This is a genomic window from Pedobacter agri PB92, assembly GCF_000258495.1.
GTDB classification, from domain to species: domain Bacteria; phylum Bacteroidota; class Bacteroidia; order Sphingobacteriales; family Sphingobacteriaceae; genus Pedobacter; species Pedobacter agri.
Genome location: NZ_AJLG01000102.1, coordinates 1 through 18,183 on the forward strand (window position 1 = coordinate 1; position 18,183 = coordinate 18,183).

At 37.0% G+C, this 18,183-nt stretch carries 15 protein-coding genes; all 15 read left to right on the plus strand.

Annotated elements, in window-relative coordinates; all coding sequences use genetic code 11:
• The first annotated feature begins 824 nt into the window (after positions 1–824).
• Positions 825–3,227 (plus strand): GumC family protein, encoded by a 2,403-nt coding sequence (locus tag ON09_RS14810; protein ID WP_010601846.1) that lies wholly within the window; start codon positions 825–827, stop codon positions 3,225–3,227.
• A 1,204-nt stretch (positions 3,228–4,431) separates the two neighbouring features.
• Positions 4,432–4,935, plus strand: coding sequence for a UpxY family transcription antiterminator (locus ON09_RS14820; protein WP_010601848.1), 504 nt, complete (start codon positions 4,432–4,434; stop codon positions 4,933–4,935).
• Positions 4,936–5,241: 306 nt separating this feature from the next.
• Positions 5,242–7,029, plus strand: a complete 1,788-nt coding sequence (gene asnB / locus ON09_RS14825) for an asparagine synthase (glutamine-hydrolyzing) (protein ID WP_010601849.1) — start codon at positions 5,242–5,244, stop codon at positions 7,027–7,029.
• A gap of 26 nt (positions 7,030–7,055) precedes the next feature.
• A complete protein-coding gene (locus ON09_RS14830; protein ID WP_010601850.1) occupies positions 7,056–8,126 on the plus strand; it encodes a glycosyltransferase family 4 protein in 1,071 nt (356 codons plus the stop codon).
• Positions 8,127–8,457: 331 nt separating this feature from the next.
• Entirely contained in the window at positions 8,458–9,315 is an 858-nt protein-coding gene (locus ON09_RS14835) for an ABC transporter permease (RefSeq protein WP_010601851.1), read from the plus strand.
• Between the two features lie 158 nt (positions 9,316–9,473).
• Positions 9,474–9,827: a four helix bundle protein gene (locus tag ON09_RS14840; protein WP_010601852.1), complete on the plus strand. Its 354-nt coding sequence runs from the start codon at positions 9,474–9,476 to the stop codon at positions 9,825–9,827.
• Positions 9,828–9,846: 19 nt separating this feature from the next.
• Complete coding sequence (locus ON09_RS14845; protein WP_010601853.1) at positions 9,847–11,112, plus strand: ABC transporter ATP-binding protein; 1,266 nt, start codon at positions 9,847–9,849, stop codon at positions 11,110–11,112.
• A 3-nt stretch (positions 11,113–11,115) separates the two neighbouring features.
• A complete protein-coding gene (locus tag ON09_RS24320; RefSeq protein ID WP_010601854.1) occupies positions 11,116–11,781 on the plus strand; it encodes a class I SAM-dependent methyltransferase in 666 nt (221 codons plus the stop codon).
• Complete coding sequence (locus ON09_RS14855) at positions 11,782–12,666, plus strand: FkbM family methyltransferase (protein ID WP_010601855.1); 885 nt, start codon at positions 11,782–11,784, stop codon at positions 12,664–12,666.
• Positions 12,663–13,457, plus strand: a complete 795-nt coding sequence (locus tag ON09_RS14860) for a glycosyltransferase family 2 protein (RefSeq protein WP_010601856.1) — start codon at positions 12,663–12,665, stop codon at positions 13,455–13,457. Before ON09_RS14855 ends, ON09_RS14860 begins: the two co-directional genes overlap by 4 nt.
• Positions 13,445–14,362 (plus strand): glycosyltransferase family 2 protein, encoded by a 918-nt coding sequence (locus tag ON09_RS14865; protein WP_010601857.1) that lies wholly within the window; start codon positions 13,445–13,447, stop codon positions 14,360–14,362. Before ON09_RS14860 ends, ON09_RS14865 begins: the two co-directional genes overlap by 13 nt.
• Positions 14,355–15,317: a glycosyltransferase family 8 protein gene (locus ON09_RS14870; protein WP_010601858.1), complete on the plus strand. Its 963-nt coding sequence runs from the start codon at positions 14,355–14,357 to the stop codon at positions 15,315–15,317. The genes ON09_RS14865 and ON09_RS14870 overlap by 8 nt, the downstream gene beginning before the upstream one ends.
• Positions 15,314–16,465 (plus strand): UDP-galactopyranose mutase, encoded by a 1,152-nt coding sequence (gene glf, locus ON09_RS14875; protein WP_010601859.1) that lies wholly within the window; start codon positions 15,314–15,316, stop codon positions 16,463–16,465. The genes ON09_RS14870 and glf overlap by 4 nt, the downstream gene beginning before the upstream one ends.
• Positions 16,466–16,468: 3 nt before the next feature.
• Positions 16,469–17,605, plus strand: a complete 1,137-nt coding sequence (locus ON09_RS14880) for a hypothetical protein (RefSeq protein WP_010601860.1) — start codon at positions 16,469–16,471, stop codon at positions 17,603–17,605.
• The coding region (locus ON09_RS14885) for a hypothetical protein (RefSeq protein ID WP_010601861.1) at positions 17,602–18,183 on the plus strand (582 nt) is incomplete at its 3' end. The genes ON09_RS14880 and ON09_RS14885, both read left to right, overlap by 4 nt.

Consider the following 18,183-nt stretch of genomic DNA (forward strand, 5'->3'; position numbering starts at 1 on the left):
CCTCCATAAATCCCGTCAAGATTGTCATCCTGAGCTTGTCGAAGGACATCTAAAACTTGTTATTCATAATGACTTTTTTGGCCTCGCCTGCGGCGGCCTCTTACCTTTTTCTTGACAAAAAGGTAACCAAAACTCAAGGCTTGGATCTAATGTCGGACAAATCCGTGAGAGCTTTTTGAGCGGCAGCACAAGCTGCCTTAGACAGAAGTAACTTGAGAGGGTGTGCAAAAGCTTTAACGTTTTCTCCTTCCATTATCTCCTCGGCCGGATAGCATTGTGCCTATAACAATGCTCCGTAAGTTCCTCCTTTCATCGTCATTGCGAGGCCTAGGTGTGAGCGAGCAGAAGCAATCTCCGTCATAAATCCCCTCCTCGGCCGGATAGCAGGGTGCCTATAGCGAGGCGCTGTAAATTCCACCTTTCATCGTCATTGCGAGGCCTGGGCATGAGCGAGCCGAAGCAATCTCCTCCATAAATCCCTTCCTGGACCGGATAGAATGGTGCCTATAACGATGCGCAGTAAGTTCCTCCTTTCATTATCATTACGGGGCCTAGGTGTGAGCGAGCCGAAGCAATCTCCTCTATAAATTCTCTCAGATTGTCATCCTGAGCTTGTCAAAGGACTTCATTATCATCTTAATGAATTTCTCCTATTCCGGGAGCAGGGTGGTAATAGCGATGTATGTCAGTATAGTTCCTCACAACGATGAAGAACCCTGTTATGTGTTATTTAATTAAATTTTTGGCCATTTCCTATCTTATAAAATTACGCTTATCTTAGGAGCTAAATTGTTTTGTCCCAACATTCATAAAAACGATATCCATTGACCGAGTTCGTGCAAGAGAAAAAGGCTGTAAGCCAAAGTATTGATTTTTACAAAATCTTTAAAGTATTTTTAAGTCGCTGGTATTGGGTGGCCGCTACAGTTGCCATTGCGCTTTGTGGTGCCTGGCTCTATTTATGGTATACCCCTCCTATTTATCAAACCGGAGCTTCATTAAAGTTAGAGGACAGCAATCCTGCGATCAGTACGGGTGGAAGTCAGATGGCCATGCAGAATTACAACTACACCGATAAAATTCAGGCTGAAAGTTTTACCATCCGCAGCAATGAAGTGATTGCCAATGCAGTTAAAACACTTGATTACAAAATCAGCTACTATCTGAAAGGCCGTGTTCGAACCACTGAACTTTACCCTAATGTGCCGTTTGTTATCGAAATCATCAAACAAGACAGCGTAAATTTTGGCCGTTCACTTTATTCCGTGAAAGGCGTTGACGCCAATAGTTTTGAGATTTCTTCAGCAGAGAATGAAGATGCAAAAACCAACATCAAATATGGTCAGGTGATTAATATGGGAAACATGAGTTTCCGCATTAAGGATAAAATCCCGGCAAACAGTACGTACCAATTTAAATTCAATAGCAAAGAGGATTTTATTGGCCGGGCCATGGGGGGCTTAAATATTGGTGAAGCTGCCCGTTTCACCAATGTGATGGGTTTGAGTCAGACGGATGCCAATGCCGTTTTCGCTGCCGACATATTGAACGCCATCATGAAGGAGTATGTGAAATACGATGTGATTCAAAGAAGGAGATCTGCCCGACAAACAGTCGATTTCATTGACAATCAACTTGGTTTTATTAACACCGAAGCCGGAAAATCAGGTGCAACACTCGCGAACTATAAAACGCAGAACAAAATGGTGGACATGACTTCATCAACCTCGATGACCGTTGGAAAACTGGCCGATTATGAAAAGCAAAAAACAGAGCTCAATTTAAAATTACTGGGCATCAAACAACTGGAAGACCAGATTAATAATAACAGAAATAAAGTAGAAATCGGGGTCGATTTAGAAGGCGACCTAAGTACAGGACTGGGTGCTTTGGTTACACAATTGAATACTTTACTGGCTAATAGAGAGATCAAACTGAACCAATTTAATCCGGAGTCGCAACCCGTAAAGCAGGTAGAGCAACAGATTGCTAATGTAAAATCGGGAATCAGAAGTAGCATTCAGGGCATGCGTAAAAACAATGAAGCAACTATCCGATACATTGAAAATCAAATTGCTGGCGTTACGCAAAGTATGAGCAGCATTCCGGTAAAGGAGCAAAATTTTGTCAAGTTGCAAACCAATTTCGAGGTAAACAATAAGGTACGTTCTTACCTGTCGGAGAAAAAACTGGAAGCAGAAATGAATGCTGCAGCGATTGTTCCTGGGGCATCCATTGTTAATCCGGCCTACCCCTCTTACTATGCCATTTCTCCAAACAGCAGTAAGGCTTACAGTACAGCGATGATGTTGGGTCTTGCATCGGGTTTTGGCTTAATTTTGTTAGTTAGATTTTTAAATCCTTATATTTATGATAAGGAAACGGTTGAAGGTTTAACCCATACCCCAATCATCGGTGTGATCCGGAAATTTCCCGATTATATTGATCAGGATAGTCGCCAGGCCTTATCATTGGCGAAACCAAAATCTGTTTTTGCCGAATCAGTACGATCTGTTCGTACAAATTTAAGTTTTCTGGCCAGTCACAAATCCAGTAAGGTCATTTGTATCACCTCGGAAATTTCAGGAGAGGGAAAGTCATTTGTGACAATCAATTTAGCCAGTACTTTGGCTTTGATCGAAAAAAGAGTGATCCTGATTGCAGCGGATTTAAGAAAATCAAAATTACACAAGGCTTTTGGAAGTGATAATAAAAAAGGATTAAGCTCACTACTTTCTGGTCAGGCCACATTAGAAGAAGTGATGATTCATGATGACGTTCATCACATTGATTTCATTCCTTCTGGGCCCGTACCGCCAAACCCTTCCGAGTTGCTGCACACTGCAGCAATGAAGGATTTATTGCAGCAGCTAGAGAAAGATTATGATTATGTTTTGGTGGATACCGCACCTGTTGGATTGGTATCGGATGCCATTCCTTTAATTCGTTCGTCAGACATCAATTTATTTGTCATCCGTTCGGGGGTTTCCCAACAAAGGGCGGCCAACATTCCCGAACGTTTATCACGGGAGTATGGCTTAAGCAATTTAGCCATCATCTTAAATGCTTTTGGTGATGACGCTTTGTATTCCAACTACTATACAACCGATTATTCGCGTGGTGGTGGAAACAGCACCTATTATTACTCTGATTACAGCGGCTATTCAGGCTCAGGTTATTATGATGATGAAAATAGAAAGTGGTGGATGTTTTGGAAAAAGAAATAGCTTTTTTTTGGATGATTTAGTACTTTGGATGTAGTGTAGCTTTGGTATAATTATATGCTATATAGCTAGCCCTCGCTTCCTCGTCATTGCGAAGGAAGCTTTTTTACTGACTGTGGCATCTTTTGTTTATAGCAGGTATCCTGGGTTTTTTCTTACGCCTCACGAGCGGCGGTCTCTTACCTTTTTCTTGACAAAAAGGTAACCAAAACTCAAGGCTTGGATCTAATGTCGGACAAATCCGTGAAAGCTTCTTAAGCGGCAGCACAAGCCGCGATGAAAGATCGCAGAATGTGCGCTGCCTTAGACGGAAGTAACTTGAAAGGGTGTGCAAAAGCTTTCACGTTTTCTCCTTCCATTATCTCCCAGGCCGGATAGCAAGGTGCCTCTAGCGAGGAGTTGTAAGTTCCACCATTCATCGTCATTGCGAGGCCTGGGCATGAGCGAGCCGAAGCAATCTCCTCCTAGGCCAGATAGCAGAGTGCCTATAGCCAGGCGCCGTAAGTTCCACCTTTCATCGTCATTGCGAGGTCTGGGCATGAGCGAGCCGAAGCAATCTCCTCCCAGGCCGGATAGCAAGGTGCCTATAGCGAGGAGCCATAAGTTCCACCTTTCATCGTCATTGCGAGGCCTGGGCATGAGCGAGCCGAAGCAATCTCCACCATAGATCCGCTCCGGATTGTCATCCGGAGCTTGTCGAAGGACATCTAATTCAGAAAGATTTTTCTTACGCTTCATCGGCGGCCTCTTACCTTTTTCTTGACAAAAAGGAAACAAAACCAAGCTTACCAGCGAACCCATCAATACTCTTAAAAAACAATAATAAAATATTGATAAACCAAGACCTGGATCTAACGCAGGAATAGCGAAGCGGTAACAGCTACAGGCAACAATAATCTCAATTTTTAAGCGAATTCTGATTCAAACGGCATAATATTTAGCAAGTGTTAAGAAGATAGACTACTGGACATGTGGTCAAATTTGACATTTCTCAATAATAAACCTGATTAAAAACCGATATTGCTAACAGAATTAAGTAGTTTTGATTCTGTTTTGTCCCAGATAGTTTAATTATATAACAACAATCTCATTTGATGATTGCTCGTCCCGGTAGTTTAAAAATCTTGCATAAAAATCTTGATGTAGGTCGACAAGACTTACTTATGACTGCTATAGTTCAGATCTCAAATATCTTATCGAATTGTTTATGATCGATCAAAACTATAGATGGTATCCGGTATATACGCGTTCGAGGGCAGAAAAAAAGGCGTATGATGAACTGACCAGAAAAGGAATTCAAGCCTATCTTCCATTACGGAAAACACTTAAACAATGGAGCGACCGTAAGAAAATCGTCGAAGAACCCTTGATCAAATCTTATCTTTTCGTGTACATTTCATCCAAAGAGTACACGGAGGTTCTAATGACAAATGGCATCGCCAGGTTTATTTATTTCTCGGGGAAAATTGCCGCAATGCCCGACCAGCAAATTGATCATCTTAAATTATTATTGGCTACTGAGGAGGAATTGGCAGTTTTTGATTATGAGATTAAACTAGGTGAAAAAGTATTGATTAAAGCCGGTCCGTTTAAGGATATGGTTGCAGAGTTGGTGTCGGTACATCATAAAAAACGTATTATTTTACGTTTAGATAATATAGGCTATGCCATTGAGATTAATACCTCGATGGCGTTTGTGGAGCCAATTTGAGGAACTAAAAATTGACAAAGATTACAATTTAATGTAGTCGGAGAATCTAACAGGATACCTCGAATAAGACCTCAACAATATGAAAAATGTTGCTCGGGATAAGGTTTAGGAGTAATTGACAGATTGAATAGTTGTCATAAACTGTTTATTTTTGTACAAAATAAAGCTTGTGTTGTGTGCTGAACAGTAAATAACAAGCACATGTAATTAGTCATTTTTTAAAAAAGAAATGTGACTGAGAGGGCGAAGCTGTGCCAGGTGTAAACTGGAAAGTAGAAATGACAGGTAAAGAATGTGGAATAGCAAATGTGCAGGATAGCCGGAATAATTGATCAAAACCAAAGCCCAGCACAACTTGAAAAAGATGTTCAGGCGATGTGCGACAGCATGAAACATGGTGGTCCTGATGATGAAGGTTTTTTTGCTGATCCTAAAATCGGATTGCAATTTGGTCACCGTAGATTGGCATTAATTGACCTCTCTCCTACCGGGTATCAACCTATGCGCTATAATCAAGGGAATTTAACTATTACGTTCAATGGCGAAATCTACAATTACCTGGAGCTGAAAACCGAGCTAACCCTGTTGGGTTTAATTTTTAATACGGAAAGCGATACGGAAGTGATTTTAGCGGCCTATCAAACCTGGGGAACAGCGAGCTTTCATAAGTTAACAGGGATGTTTGCCTTCGCCATTTATGATCAGCTGAAACAAGTGACGCATTTGGTGAGGGATCAGATGGGCATAAAACCGCTTTATTTTTCCAGCACTGATACCCGATTGATATTTGCCTCTGAAGTGAAAGCTTTCGAAAAGACTTCTTACAGATTCGAAGAAAATGCCGACTGGAAAATCTATTTTCTAGCCTTCGGACATCTTCCTCACCCATTTACCACCCTTAAAGATGTGCATTCTCTCCGTCCAGGACACTTTTTAACCTGGGATCATCAAGAACAAACCTTTCAAATCAATTCCTTTGAAAATATTGGATGGAAAAAGACGATTTTCAATAATCAGGATGCAAGTAAAAAAATTGAGCAAGAACTGAGCAAAGCGGTGAATCGCCAGTTAATCGCTGATGCGCCTGTCGGCGTTTTTTTAAGTGGCGGTATTGATTCCAGTATCATCACCTTGATTGCCAATCAAAAGATCGGCAGCAACTTAAATAGTTTATCCATCAATTTTCAAGAAAAACAATTTTCTGAAGCGCAATTTCAGCAAGCCGTTGCAGATCAGACGCACGGAACACATCACTCCTACCAGGTAAAAAAAGAAGATTTGGAAGTTCATTTCAAAGAAATTTTATCCGCCATGGATCAGCCGACCAATGATGGCATCAATTCGTGGTTCGTGAATCGTTATGCAAAAGTTGATGGATTAAAAGCCGTTCTGTCTGGCATTGGTGCAGATGAGCTTTTTGGCGGTTATCCCTCTTTCAAAAGAATGAAATTGATTCAAAAAATGAAGCGTTTTCCTCGATTTCTGCTAAAATCAGCAACATTTTTGCGCTCTGAGCGACTGAAACGAATCGCTTACTTAAGTTATCAGAATCCTATTGGAGAGTATCTTTTTTTGAGAGGTTTTTTTGTTCCGGACACGATCGCCAAAATATTACAAATCGATAAGCATCGCATCGATGCTTTGCTGGAAGCATTTCCCATCGACAAATCAATGGATGTATTGGATGGAGAAGAAAGGGCATCCTGGATGGAAACTCACCTGTTCATGCAAAACCAGTTACTAAAAGACACTGATTTTATGAGCATGAGTCATGGTGTAGAAGTTCGCGTTCCATTTCTAGATCAGCGCTTCTTAAACAGCGCTTCTGGCATTGCGCACGCACAACGGTTTCACAACCGTCCAAAAGGTTTATTGATAGATGCCTTTAAACATATATTACCGGAAATCATTTGGAACCGACCGAAAATGGGTTTTACCTTTCCTTTGCAACAGTGGTTGCAACAGGGTACTTTAATCACAAATGAAAATCAGTATAGTGGCTACTCGGTTCAGTTAATCAGAAAATTTAAAACCGGAAAACTGCATTGGTCTAAAGCTTTTGCCTTATTTCAAATCGCCAACAGTAACTCATAAAGTGAGAAACCCGAAAGTACTTTTTTTTGACCTTATATACTTTTAGCCTAACTGGTGGCATCGAAAAAGTGTGTAGAAACTTTTTACAGGTACTAGATGTTCTTAAAGACAAGTTAAAATTAAAAGATTACCACAGCTTATCGCTTCATGACAAAATCACCAAACAAAACCATAAGGGATATAAAGGAAATAAAATCAGTTTTGGTTTAGCTGCTTTAAAAGAAAGCTTTCATGCTGACATCATCATCATAAGTCATATTCATTTGCTGATTTTCGCCAGAATGATCAAGCTAATCAAACCCGAAAAACAGATCATATTATTTGCTCACGGCATCGAGGTTTGGAAACCGCTAGCAAAATGGCAACAATCGTTTCTAAATGAAATTGAAATCTGGGCGGTTAGTGAGTATACAGCTAAGCAATTAAAACAGTACAATCAAGTTTCACCGAAGAACATACAGATATTGAACAACTGTTTACCAAAAAATTATGATAAGATCCCAGTTAATGTTACTGCAATTCGACATCAGTATAATTTAACCCTTGATGATCAAATCATTCTGACAGTTTGCAGGCTTTCCGCTGCAGAAAAATATAAAGGTTATGATCTGGTCATACTGGCCCTAAGAGATCTGATCAAAATTTATCCCAATTTGAGATATTTCATTGTAGGTGCAGCAGATCTGTTGGAGCAAAAAAGAGTACTGCAATTGGTTCGGGATTGCCAATTGGAGGCACATGTGACCTTAACAGGCTATGCCCCGGATGCTGAAATTGAGGAATATTATCAACTGGCCGATATCTTTGCCATGCCCAGTAAGGGAGAAGGTTTTGGCCTCGTATTTTTAGAGGCGGTTGCCAGTGGTTGTCGGGTTTTGGCTGGCCACAGCGATGGCAGTAAAGATGCTTTGTTGAATGGGGAATTGGGTTTGCTGGTTGATCCGGACGATAGCGACGCAATTTATCAGGGATTATTGCAATTGCTGAATAAACCGGCAAGTCAAGAATTGATCCGAGAGCGCCAGCGAAAGGTAAAAATGCATTTCGGGTTTGAACGGTATGTGGAGCAGGTAGAGGATTTGCTTTTTGACGCTTAAAAGAATTCGTTATCTCGAACGAGGCACGAGTCCTGGCCGGACGACTTCTCTCTTTTGACAACAAAACACCAGCGAAGCTAACTTAACACCAATAAAAAATATTAAAAGTGGAAAAACAACATTACCGGCTCGTTAGACCTCTCCCCCCGCCCTCTCCTGAAAGAGAGGGGGCTGACAATTGGAATAAATTATTGAGCCTTTAAACCATGCCGATGAAAAAAGTGAACGTAGAAACAGTGGAAAGGATTAGCTGCGGGGCAAAGTATTAATATCGTCATCATGACCGTGGAGAGATTTTTTGGAGGCGACAATAAAAAAGAACAACAAATTAATGGATCATAAAGAAGAATATCATTGGACCATTGAAGCAAAAGCTTCGCTGTTCGACCTGAAACTAAATGAAGTTTGGGCATACCGAGATTTATTGGTTTTGTTAGTTAGAAGAGATTTTGTTTCGTTCTATAAGCAAACGATTCTGGGTCCGCTGTGGTTTTTTATACAGCCCTTATTTACCACGATTATTTTCACTTTTATATTTGGGAACCTTGCCGGGATTTCGACCGATGGTTTACCGAAACCTTTGTTCTACATGGCTGGCATTACAGCCTGGAATTATTTTGCAGATTGCCTCACCAAAACTTCTACTGTTTTCAAAGATAATGCAGGGATTTTCGGAAAGGTTTACTTCCCCAGGTTAATCATGCCCCTGAGTATTGTGGTCAGTAATCTTGTTCGCTTTGGTGTACAGATGTTGTTATTCCTCCTGATGATGGCATATTATTATTTATCAGGTGCGATTTTTCATATGACATCAGCCATCTTCCTTTTTCCTTTCATCGTTATATTGATGGCACTACTAGGCCTTGGTGCCGGAATGATCATCTCTGCCATGACCACCAAATATCGCGATTTGGCGTTTTTGGTTACATTCGGTGTTCAGCTGCTGATGTACGCAACAACTGTGATTTATCCGCTATCCGAAGCTTTTAGTAAATACCCTGATTACGCCTGGATTATCGCATATAATCCGATGACACCCATCATCGAAACGTTTCGTTATGGATTTTTAGGCGAAGGTAGTTTTAGCTGGGGAAGCCTGGGTTATGCCACAGCTGTGACCACTGCCCTACTCCTATTTGGGATTGTGATATTTAACAAGGTGGAACGGAATTTTGTGGATACAGTTTGATGAGGTTGAGAATGAGACCGAGGCTGGGAATGAGACCGAGGTTGAGGCTGAGAATGTACTAAGAACAACACTAATACCAAGAATGAGAAAAACTAAAAAGATCCAAAACAGTATACTGAACAAGTGATTTCGATCTTAAACTCAACCTTAGCCTCAAAATGTACTACGACTTCACAGAATTGCCTGTATGGAAATTAGCTATGGAATATGCCATTGAGATATTTAATTTGACCATTAATCTTCCAAAGCAAGAAGATTACGCGTTGACTTCTCAAATCAGGCGTTCCTCTGTTTCCGTATCTGATAACTTAGCTGAAGGTTTTGGGCGAGAAACTAATCTGGATAAAAAACGATTCTACGTGATGTCGAGAGGCTCATTGTTAGAATCAAAAAATCAATTGATTTACGGACAAAGAGTAGGTTATTTCGACCCGGAAAAAGTCAGTATACTTATTAAAATGGCCGAGCAAATTCATTTTGAACTAAACAAAATTATTAAAAGCCTCAGATAGTAACCTTAACCTCAACCTAATGCCAGCTATAAAAGTAGAAAATCTCTCCAAAGCCTATCAACTGGGGCAAATCGGCACAGGGACGATCAGTCGTGATTTGGAACGCTGGTATGCCAGGATGCGTGGAAAGGAAGATCCATTTTTAAGAATTGGCGAAAGTAATGACCAATATACTAAAAGTGAAAGCGATGTGGTTTGGAGCTTGAAAGATATTAATTTTGAGATTGAACAAGGCGATGCTGTTGGGATTATTGGAAGAAATGGCGCCGGAAAAAGTACGCTGCTTAAAATTTTAAGTAAGGTTACCGCTCCTACTACTGGCCGCATTTCAGGTAAAGGCAGAATAGCTAGTTTATTGGAAGTCGGGACGGGGTTCCACCCTGAATTATCGGGTAGAGAAAATATCTTTTTGAATGGTGCCATCTTAGGGATGCGTAAAAAGGAAATTCAACGCAAACTGGAAGAGATCGTAGATTTCGCTGGCATTGAACGTTATCTTGATACGCCTGTAAAAAGGTATTCTTCTGGCATGTATGTTCGATTAGCTTTCGCCGTAGCTGCGCATTTAGAATCTGAAATTCTAATTGTGGATGAGGTTTTAGCCGTGGGCGATGCAGAATTTCAAAAGAAGTGTTTGGGTAAGATGGGTGAAGTGAGTAAAGGCGAAGGAAGGACGGTGCTGTTTGTGAGCCACAATATGGGGAGTATTGCTAGTCTTTGCAACCAATGCATCTTTTTACAAAATGGGTTAGTAAAGGATTTCGGCAATGCAAAAGATATCATAAACCACTACCTTGCCAGTTTGAAGAATACTAATAAAGTCTATGTGAATGATCAGTTTTCCGATTTACCCATCTTCACGAGAGTTGAAGTGATGACCTCAGAACCTGGTGCGATTCAATTAAATGGAAAAGATTTAAAAATAGAGATTGATGTTTATATGCCAAAAAACCTAACAGGTATGGCAGTTTCTATCCAAATTATGAATGAAAATGAATTACCAATCATTTTTACATACATATTTGACACTTCTCAACCTATTTTGAGAGATGTAGGAATTCATAAATTAAAATGTGTACTGCCTAAATGTAAATTATACGAAAACAATTATTACCTCAAAGTTCATCTAGCAGAAAGTAAGGGAAAAACAAAATTCCAAGAAATTGATAATATTTGTGCATTTCAAGTACAAATGCCCGATGACCATATAGAGTGGGGATGGCAAAAAGATGTCTGCATATACACAGAGAAGTTCGAATGGGAGATATCATCAGCAAATAACTAAATTATGCACCTAAATAGCGAATTACTCTTCAGAAAATACGCTTTAATCTATTTTCAGTCAAATTTAAAGATACTTGAAATCGGTCCAGCAGGATTTCCTTCTGCATATCAAAAGATTGTTAATAATGACAATATTACATGGCATACAGCAGACTTTAGCAATACTAGCTACATAGAAAATGCTGCTTCCCACTTAACCTACCAAATCAATTCGCCATACAAATTTCCAATAAATGACGAAAGCTATGACGTTATCATTTCTGGACAAGTGATTGAGCATGTAGGACAGGTTTGGAAATGGATAGATGAATTAGTTAGAATTACCAGACCAAAAGGGAAAATCATTACTATAAATCCTGTGAGTTGGCCTTATCACGAAGCACCTATAGATTGCTGGCGAATATTTCCTGATGGTATTACAGCATTAGCAGAAATGAAAGGCTTAACAGTGAATAAGTGTCTATTTGAATCGTTAGAAATTGATGACATCCTTAAATATGATTCAAAGAGCACTTTCATACCAGGCAGATCGTATAATTATGAAAATTCTTTAAAAGACCTAAAAAAGAGAATTTACTTTAATAAAATTATTAGACATGTACCATTTCTCAAATCATTAGAACAACCAATTGAAGTTTCATTTGACACAATTTCAATACTGGAAAAGTAAATGAAACAAAATCTATCTAAAGCTTTGGGATTAAAAGATTGGCTTTTGGTAAATCTTGGTAGGCTTTTAACAAAAATGCTTAACATTATAAAATATTCAAATCACCTTCAACCTAAAAAAAATGAGATTTTAAATTTATTTAGCAGAGGTTATGAAGTAAATTCCCACAACAACCTTTTGATAGTGAAAAAAGAAAATATTCCATTTTCTTTTACAATTAGACCACTTTCAAGTGATGGAACAGTACTGTCGCAGATTTGGGAACATCAAGAATATATTCACCTAATTGAAATCATTAAAAAATATAATTACATAGATAGGGTTAGTGTAATTGTTGATGCAGGTGCAAACATAGGATTAACATCTTTTTTCTTTAATCATTTTTTTCCAACTGCTAAGATAATTGCTATTGAACCAGATAAGGAAAACTATCGTATGCTAGTTAAAAATATGGAACTTAATGACATTTTTAATAATACTATTTTAACTTTTAACAATGCACTTTGGATCAATAACTCCGACCAACTTATAATTTCAAATTCCTTTAGAGACGGTAATCATTGGTCTAAGACTGTTGAAATATCCAAGCAACAAGAAGACTATGTTATCCCTATAACTTTGAAAGAAATAATAAATATGGATGGCATTGATCATAAAATTGATATTTTAAAAATTGATATTGAAGGAAGTGAAACTTATCTATTTCAAAATGAATCGTTCATTGAAAACTTGGCAACAAGTATCAAGTTTTTAAGTCTTGAGATACACGACGAATTTGATAGCAGAGAGAAAATTCATAGAATTCTTAAAGAAAAATCCTTTATAGTTCAAGACATAGGCGAAACCACTTTCTGTGCTAATACTAATCTATTAGAGATATCGTGATTTTATCTGTTATCATTCCATGCTATAATCATGGTCAATATGTCCAAGAAGCTATTGATAGTGTTTTAACTTATCAAGATCAGCCTGTTGAAATTATTATAATTGATGATGGGTCAACCGATGAATTTACGATTTCTAAAATAGAAGAATTAAAACAAGAGGGGTTTAAAGTTATACAACATCCAAATGCTGGCTTGGCTTTTTCCAGAAATGTGGGGATTTCTGCTGCACAAGGCAAATACATTTTACCTCTTGATGCGGATAATAAAATAAAAGCCGATTATATTAGAAAGGCTTTGCCAGTATTGGAAAATAATGAAGCAGACATTGTTTATTCCAGGCCAATATTTTTTGGAGATGTTACACCAGATAGAATCTTCTCATCCAGAGAGTTTGATGCAGTTTCTTTACTATATGGAAATTACATTGACGCTTGCGCTATTTACAGAAAAGACGTCTGGCATAAAAATATTGGCTATGACGAACAAATGCCTTATCAAGGTTTGGAAGACTGGGACTTTTGGTTGAATAGCTATTTTAATGATTTCAGTTTTCGATTTATCGAACAAGAGCTTTATTATTATCGAATTTTAAAAAATTCAATGATAACCAAAATTGTAAACGACAATTCAAGTGAAGATTATATTTTTCTTAAATACAAAAATCAAATCATTCGCATGCTCCAAAAGCTAAAATCGTACGAACTTTTCTTTGAAAACGATCAGAAAAATTATTTACGTACCAGCTTAAAATATTTTATTAGGTTCTTTAAAAAAAAATGGTTTCCGTAATAATTCCTAACTACAATCATGCACATTATCTAAAGCAACGCATAGATTCTGTCTTAAATCAGACTTACAAAAATTTTGAAATTATTATATTAGATGATTGTTCTACTGACAATAGCAAAGAAATAATAGAGCAGTATAGAAATAATCCCAAAGTCAGCAATATTACATTTAATGATACCAATAGCGGAAGTACATTCAAACAGTGGAACAAAGGAATCGCGTTATCAAAAGGAAAATACGTATGGATTGCAGAGAGCGATGATTACGCAGATTCTAAATTTCTTGAACTCACTGTACAACAACTTAATGATAACAATGATGTTAACCTCTGTTTTACACAATCCTATAGAATAGATAAAAATAATGTAATAATAGATAACTGCTTACACTGGTATGGCAGCGAATTCCAAAATGCCTTCTTAGCAGATGGGAAGAATTTCATAAAGAAATCTCTTTGGGCACAAAATCAAATTTATAATGCAAGTGCAGTACTTTTTAGAAAATCAGCCTACCCTTATCCGGCTAAACAAATTGAGAAATTAAAATTTGTAGGTGATTGGTATATCTATATAATGCTGATCGAAAATGGAAAAATTGCTTATCTTCCAAATATCTTAAATTATTTCCGTCAGCATCAAACATCTGTTACAAGTAAATTAGATAATAGTACAACACATCTTTTTGAAAGTTATCTCATTTTAAAACACATTGCTTCAAATAGATTGTATATTAACTATGAAAAATATAATATTAGATTAAACTATTTGGCTGGACTCCTTTTAACTAGAAAAATGTCAAACAGAGACTTTTTAAGACTATCGGCGTTTGCAATAAAATTTGACTATTTATTGCCGTTCAGATTGGCGGTAGTTAAGTCAAAATTGCTGCTTTCAAAAAATGGATAATATTTCAATAGTCTTTGCCTGCGACAATTGCTTTGCTTTCCCGATGACAATTGCAGCTTTTTCTGTACTCTCAAACCTCGGTAAAAACAGAAAAGCAGAGTTATTTATTATCTACAATGGAATTAACAAAAACACAAAAACTAAGATTGAGAAAATTTTAAGAAAAACAGATACATTACATTCTATCGAATGGATTACAATGGATTTGACAAATCTTAAAAATTTATATACAACTAAGGATATTAATCAAACAACTTATCTTAGGATTTTAGTCCCCGACCTAATTCCTCAAAAGAATAAAGTTATTTATTTAGATAGCGATATACTTGTGAAAGGCGATCTTTCTCAACTATGGGATGAAGATTTGTTAGATGCGCCATTAGGAGGGATTCAAGACTTTTTCTTTCATACAGCTTCTTCACACAATGTAATTCCGAATTATAAGAATTTTGCGCTGAATGAAGGTACTGTATTCTGTAACGCTGGAGTTTTATTAATGAATTTGAAATTGTGGCGTGAAGAAGAAATGGCTAGAAAAATTATGAGATATTTAGAAACAACACATCAAAATGATCAACAAGGTATAAACGCTATAATTGGCAATAGATGGAAACTTTATTCTCCAGTGTGGAATGTTACATTATCATCCTTAAAGTCATTCAAAAATAATTTGTACCCAGAATATGAGATAAATCATTCTCTTTTAATTAATGATGCAAAAATCATTCATTACACAAGTAAGTATAAACCTTGGCAGTTGGGTTATGAATCTGGCGCATTAGTTGTTAATTATTATGCTCAAAGAGAACGAAACACTTATTTTAGTTATGTTAAAGAAAGTAAATGGTTTAGCAGTACACATTTCCAAATCTGGATTGCAATACGAAAGACAATTTTGTTTTTTAGGAAAAAAATTGCCATTGCAATTAGAAAGTCTCATTTCAAAATAGTTTGAAAAAAATACTCGTTGTTGGTGCAGGTTTTTCTGGAGCAGTAATCGCTAGAGAATTAGCAAATACTGGCGAATATAAAATTTTGGTTGTTGATGCACGTGGTCATGTAGCAGGAAACTGTTATACAGAGCGTGACAAAGAAACCGGTATTATGGAACACGTATATGGGCCTCATATATTTAATACAAACAACGAAAAGGTTTGGAATTATATTCAAAAATTTGGAGAATTTAGATCATATCTTAATCACGTAAAAGCCGTTACCGAGAAAGGTCTTTTTAGCCTTCCCATAAATCTACTTACTATCAATCAATTCTTCGGCAAACAATTTAATCCAAGGGAAGCTGCCGATTTTATAGAACAACAAGGAGATGCTTCAATCTCAAACCCTCAAAACTTCGAACAACAAGCTTTAAAATTAATAGGAAGAGCACTTTACGAGAACTTTTTTAAAGGCTATACCATCAAACAATGGGGATGTGATCCTAAAGAATTGCCTGCAAGTATATTGAGCAGGCTACCTATTCGCTTTAATTATGACGATAATTATTACAACTCTAAATTTCAGGGCATACCAGTAAATGGATATACTGAACTTGTACAAAACATGATTAATCATTCGAATATTGAAGTAAAATTGAACACTAAGTATACAAGAGAACAAAATCCCAAATTTGATCATACCTTTTATTCGGGGCCACTTGACGCTTATTTCGATTTCGAGCTCGGCAGACTTTCTTATAGGACCATTTTCTTTGAAAAAAATATATTTGATGGAGAAGATTACCAAGGAAACCCTGTAATTAACTATTGTTCAAAAGATATTCCTTATACCAGAGTTCATGAGCATAAGCATTTTACACCTTGGGAGAAACACGATAAAAGCATTTATTTGAAAGAGTTTAGCAAAGAGACAACAGCAGGCGACATTCCCTATTATCCTAAGAGGTTAGCTGCTGATAAAGTTTTGCTGGATGCCTACAGAAATCTTGCAAATAACGAAACAAAAGTTACATTTATTGGTCGGTTAGGCACATACAGGTATATGGATATGCACCACGTAATAGATGAAGCATTAACAATAAGTGAAGATTTTACCAAATCTGACAATGCCACTCCTTTCTATAAATTTCTTAATACCGAAGACTAATTAATGATCAAAGTTCATTGGTTTAGAGATACACCTGAAGAACGAAACGATTGGTTGCGTTTTGGGTTGATGGAGCTTTCAAAAAAAAAAGAAATTAATTATGCAGAATGGGATTTGAAAAAAATGACGAACTATGGTTTTTCAAACAAAATCCTATCTTACGGTAGCTTACGACACTTATCATTTTTAGTTGTAGAAGATGGAGAAAGAAAAATCAAGTGTATAATTGATAATGAAGATTCTTTTGCATTTTTATCTGAACTAATTGTACATGCTGATGTTTATTTTTGCGCTGGGTACAATAGCAACGTATTTCAGCAAAAATCGCTGCCAAAATTCTATATCTGGCAAAACCAAGAAGATGTTGCATGGTATACCGATCTGCTATCTAAAAAGATCCCTGACTTTGAAAACCAGTTTTACAAAGTCAAAAGATTTATACCTATCGGACCTAACCTCTGGAAACATTTACCTATTAGTAAAACAAGACAATTATGCTTGAATATCGAACATCGCTTAAGAAAATCGCTAGGTTTATCGAACCAATATCGAATTGTACATGAGGTTTTCCGTTCGCGTTATAAAGATTTACTAAAGTTAAGAAACCAACAATTAAGTTTCGACATTACTTTAAGTGATACATCTTGGGGTTGGCCTAATCATCGGATTAAATTACACCAACAATTAAAAAAGTTATCACAAAAAGGGTTTAAAATCAACTCCGAGCTAAAATTAACCGAGCCATCTGTTTGCGACAATAGTATTTCTTTGAACTTAAATCCAGAAAATTTCTCCATGAAAATTGGCGAGATTAAAAACTACGAACAAATGCTTGCCTCTTCTAAAATAGGGGTTTTTACCTGTGGGTTTCATTGGGGCTGGCGTAATATTTTTACATTGGCACTTTTTATTGGTATCCCTGTTATAACTGATCGATTACTTACCGAACCCTATTTTGATATAAATAATTTTAAGATATGGGAAACAGAAGATGAAGATTGGAGATTACTACAAAACTGTCTTCAAGAAATTACAATAATTGATTGGAATAATATCAAGTCAGAAAATCAGAAAGCATTTGATAAGTATTTAGCCCCTGAAGTTGTAGCTAGATATGTTGTTAATGAAAGTTTAAAGTGAATATAGCATTTATTTCTTATGAATATCCTCCCGAAACCGGAGGTGGTGGTATTGGCAGCTATTTAATTCAATGTAATACATGGTTCAATAAAGACGGTAACATTGCTACAATTATTTGCGGAACTGCCAAAGAAACTGCATTCTGGGAAAGTGATACCGTTTATAGAATTCCTTCGAAAACTTGGGAAGAATTTGATGAAAAGCTACCAGAATATTTCTTAGGCCTCAATAAAAATTTCGATATTATTGAAGGCATAGATTTTCGAGGATGCGGACTAAGTCTTAAAAATATAAATTTACAAACCCCAATTATAGCCAGAGCCCATACCTTAAATTATGTTGTCGATCATTATTTAACAGATAATCTATCAATATGGCAAAAAATTCGCTTCGGGTTAGGAGCGTTAAGAAGATTTACAATTCCTAGTTTCAATAGAGGTTTACAAAAAATTGACTATCAACGTGAGTTTGATTTTTTGAAAGAAGCTGATGCAATCGTTTCTCCTTCTAAAGAATTGATTAAAACCTATGTTAAACTGGGTATAAAAAATGACTTTTATCATTTGCAGTGTGTACGT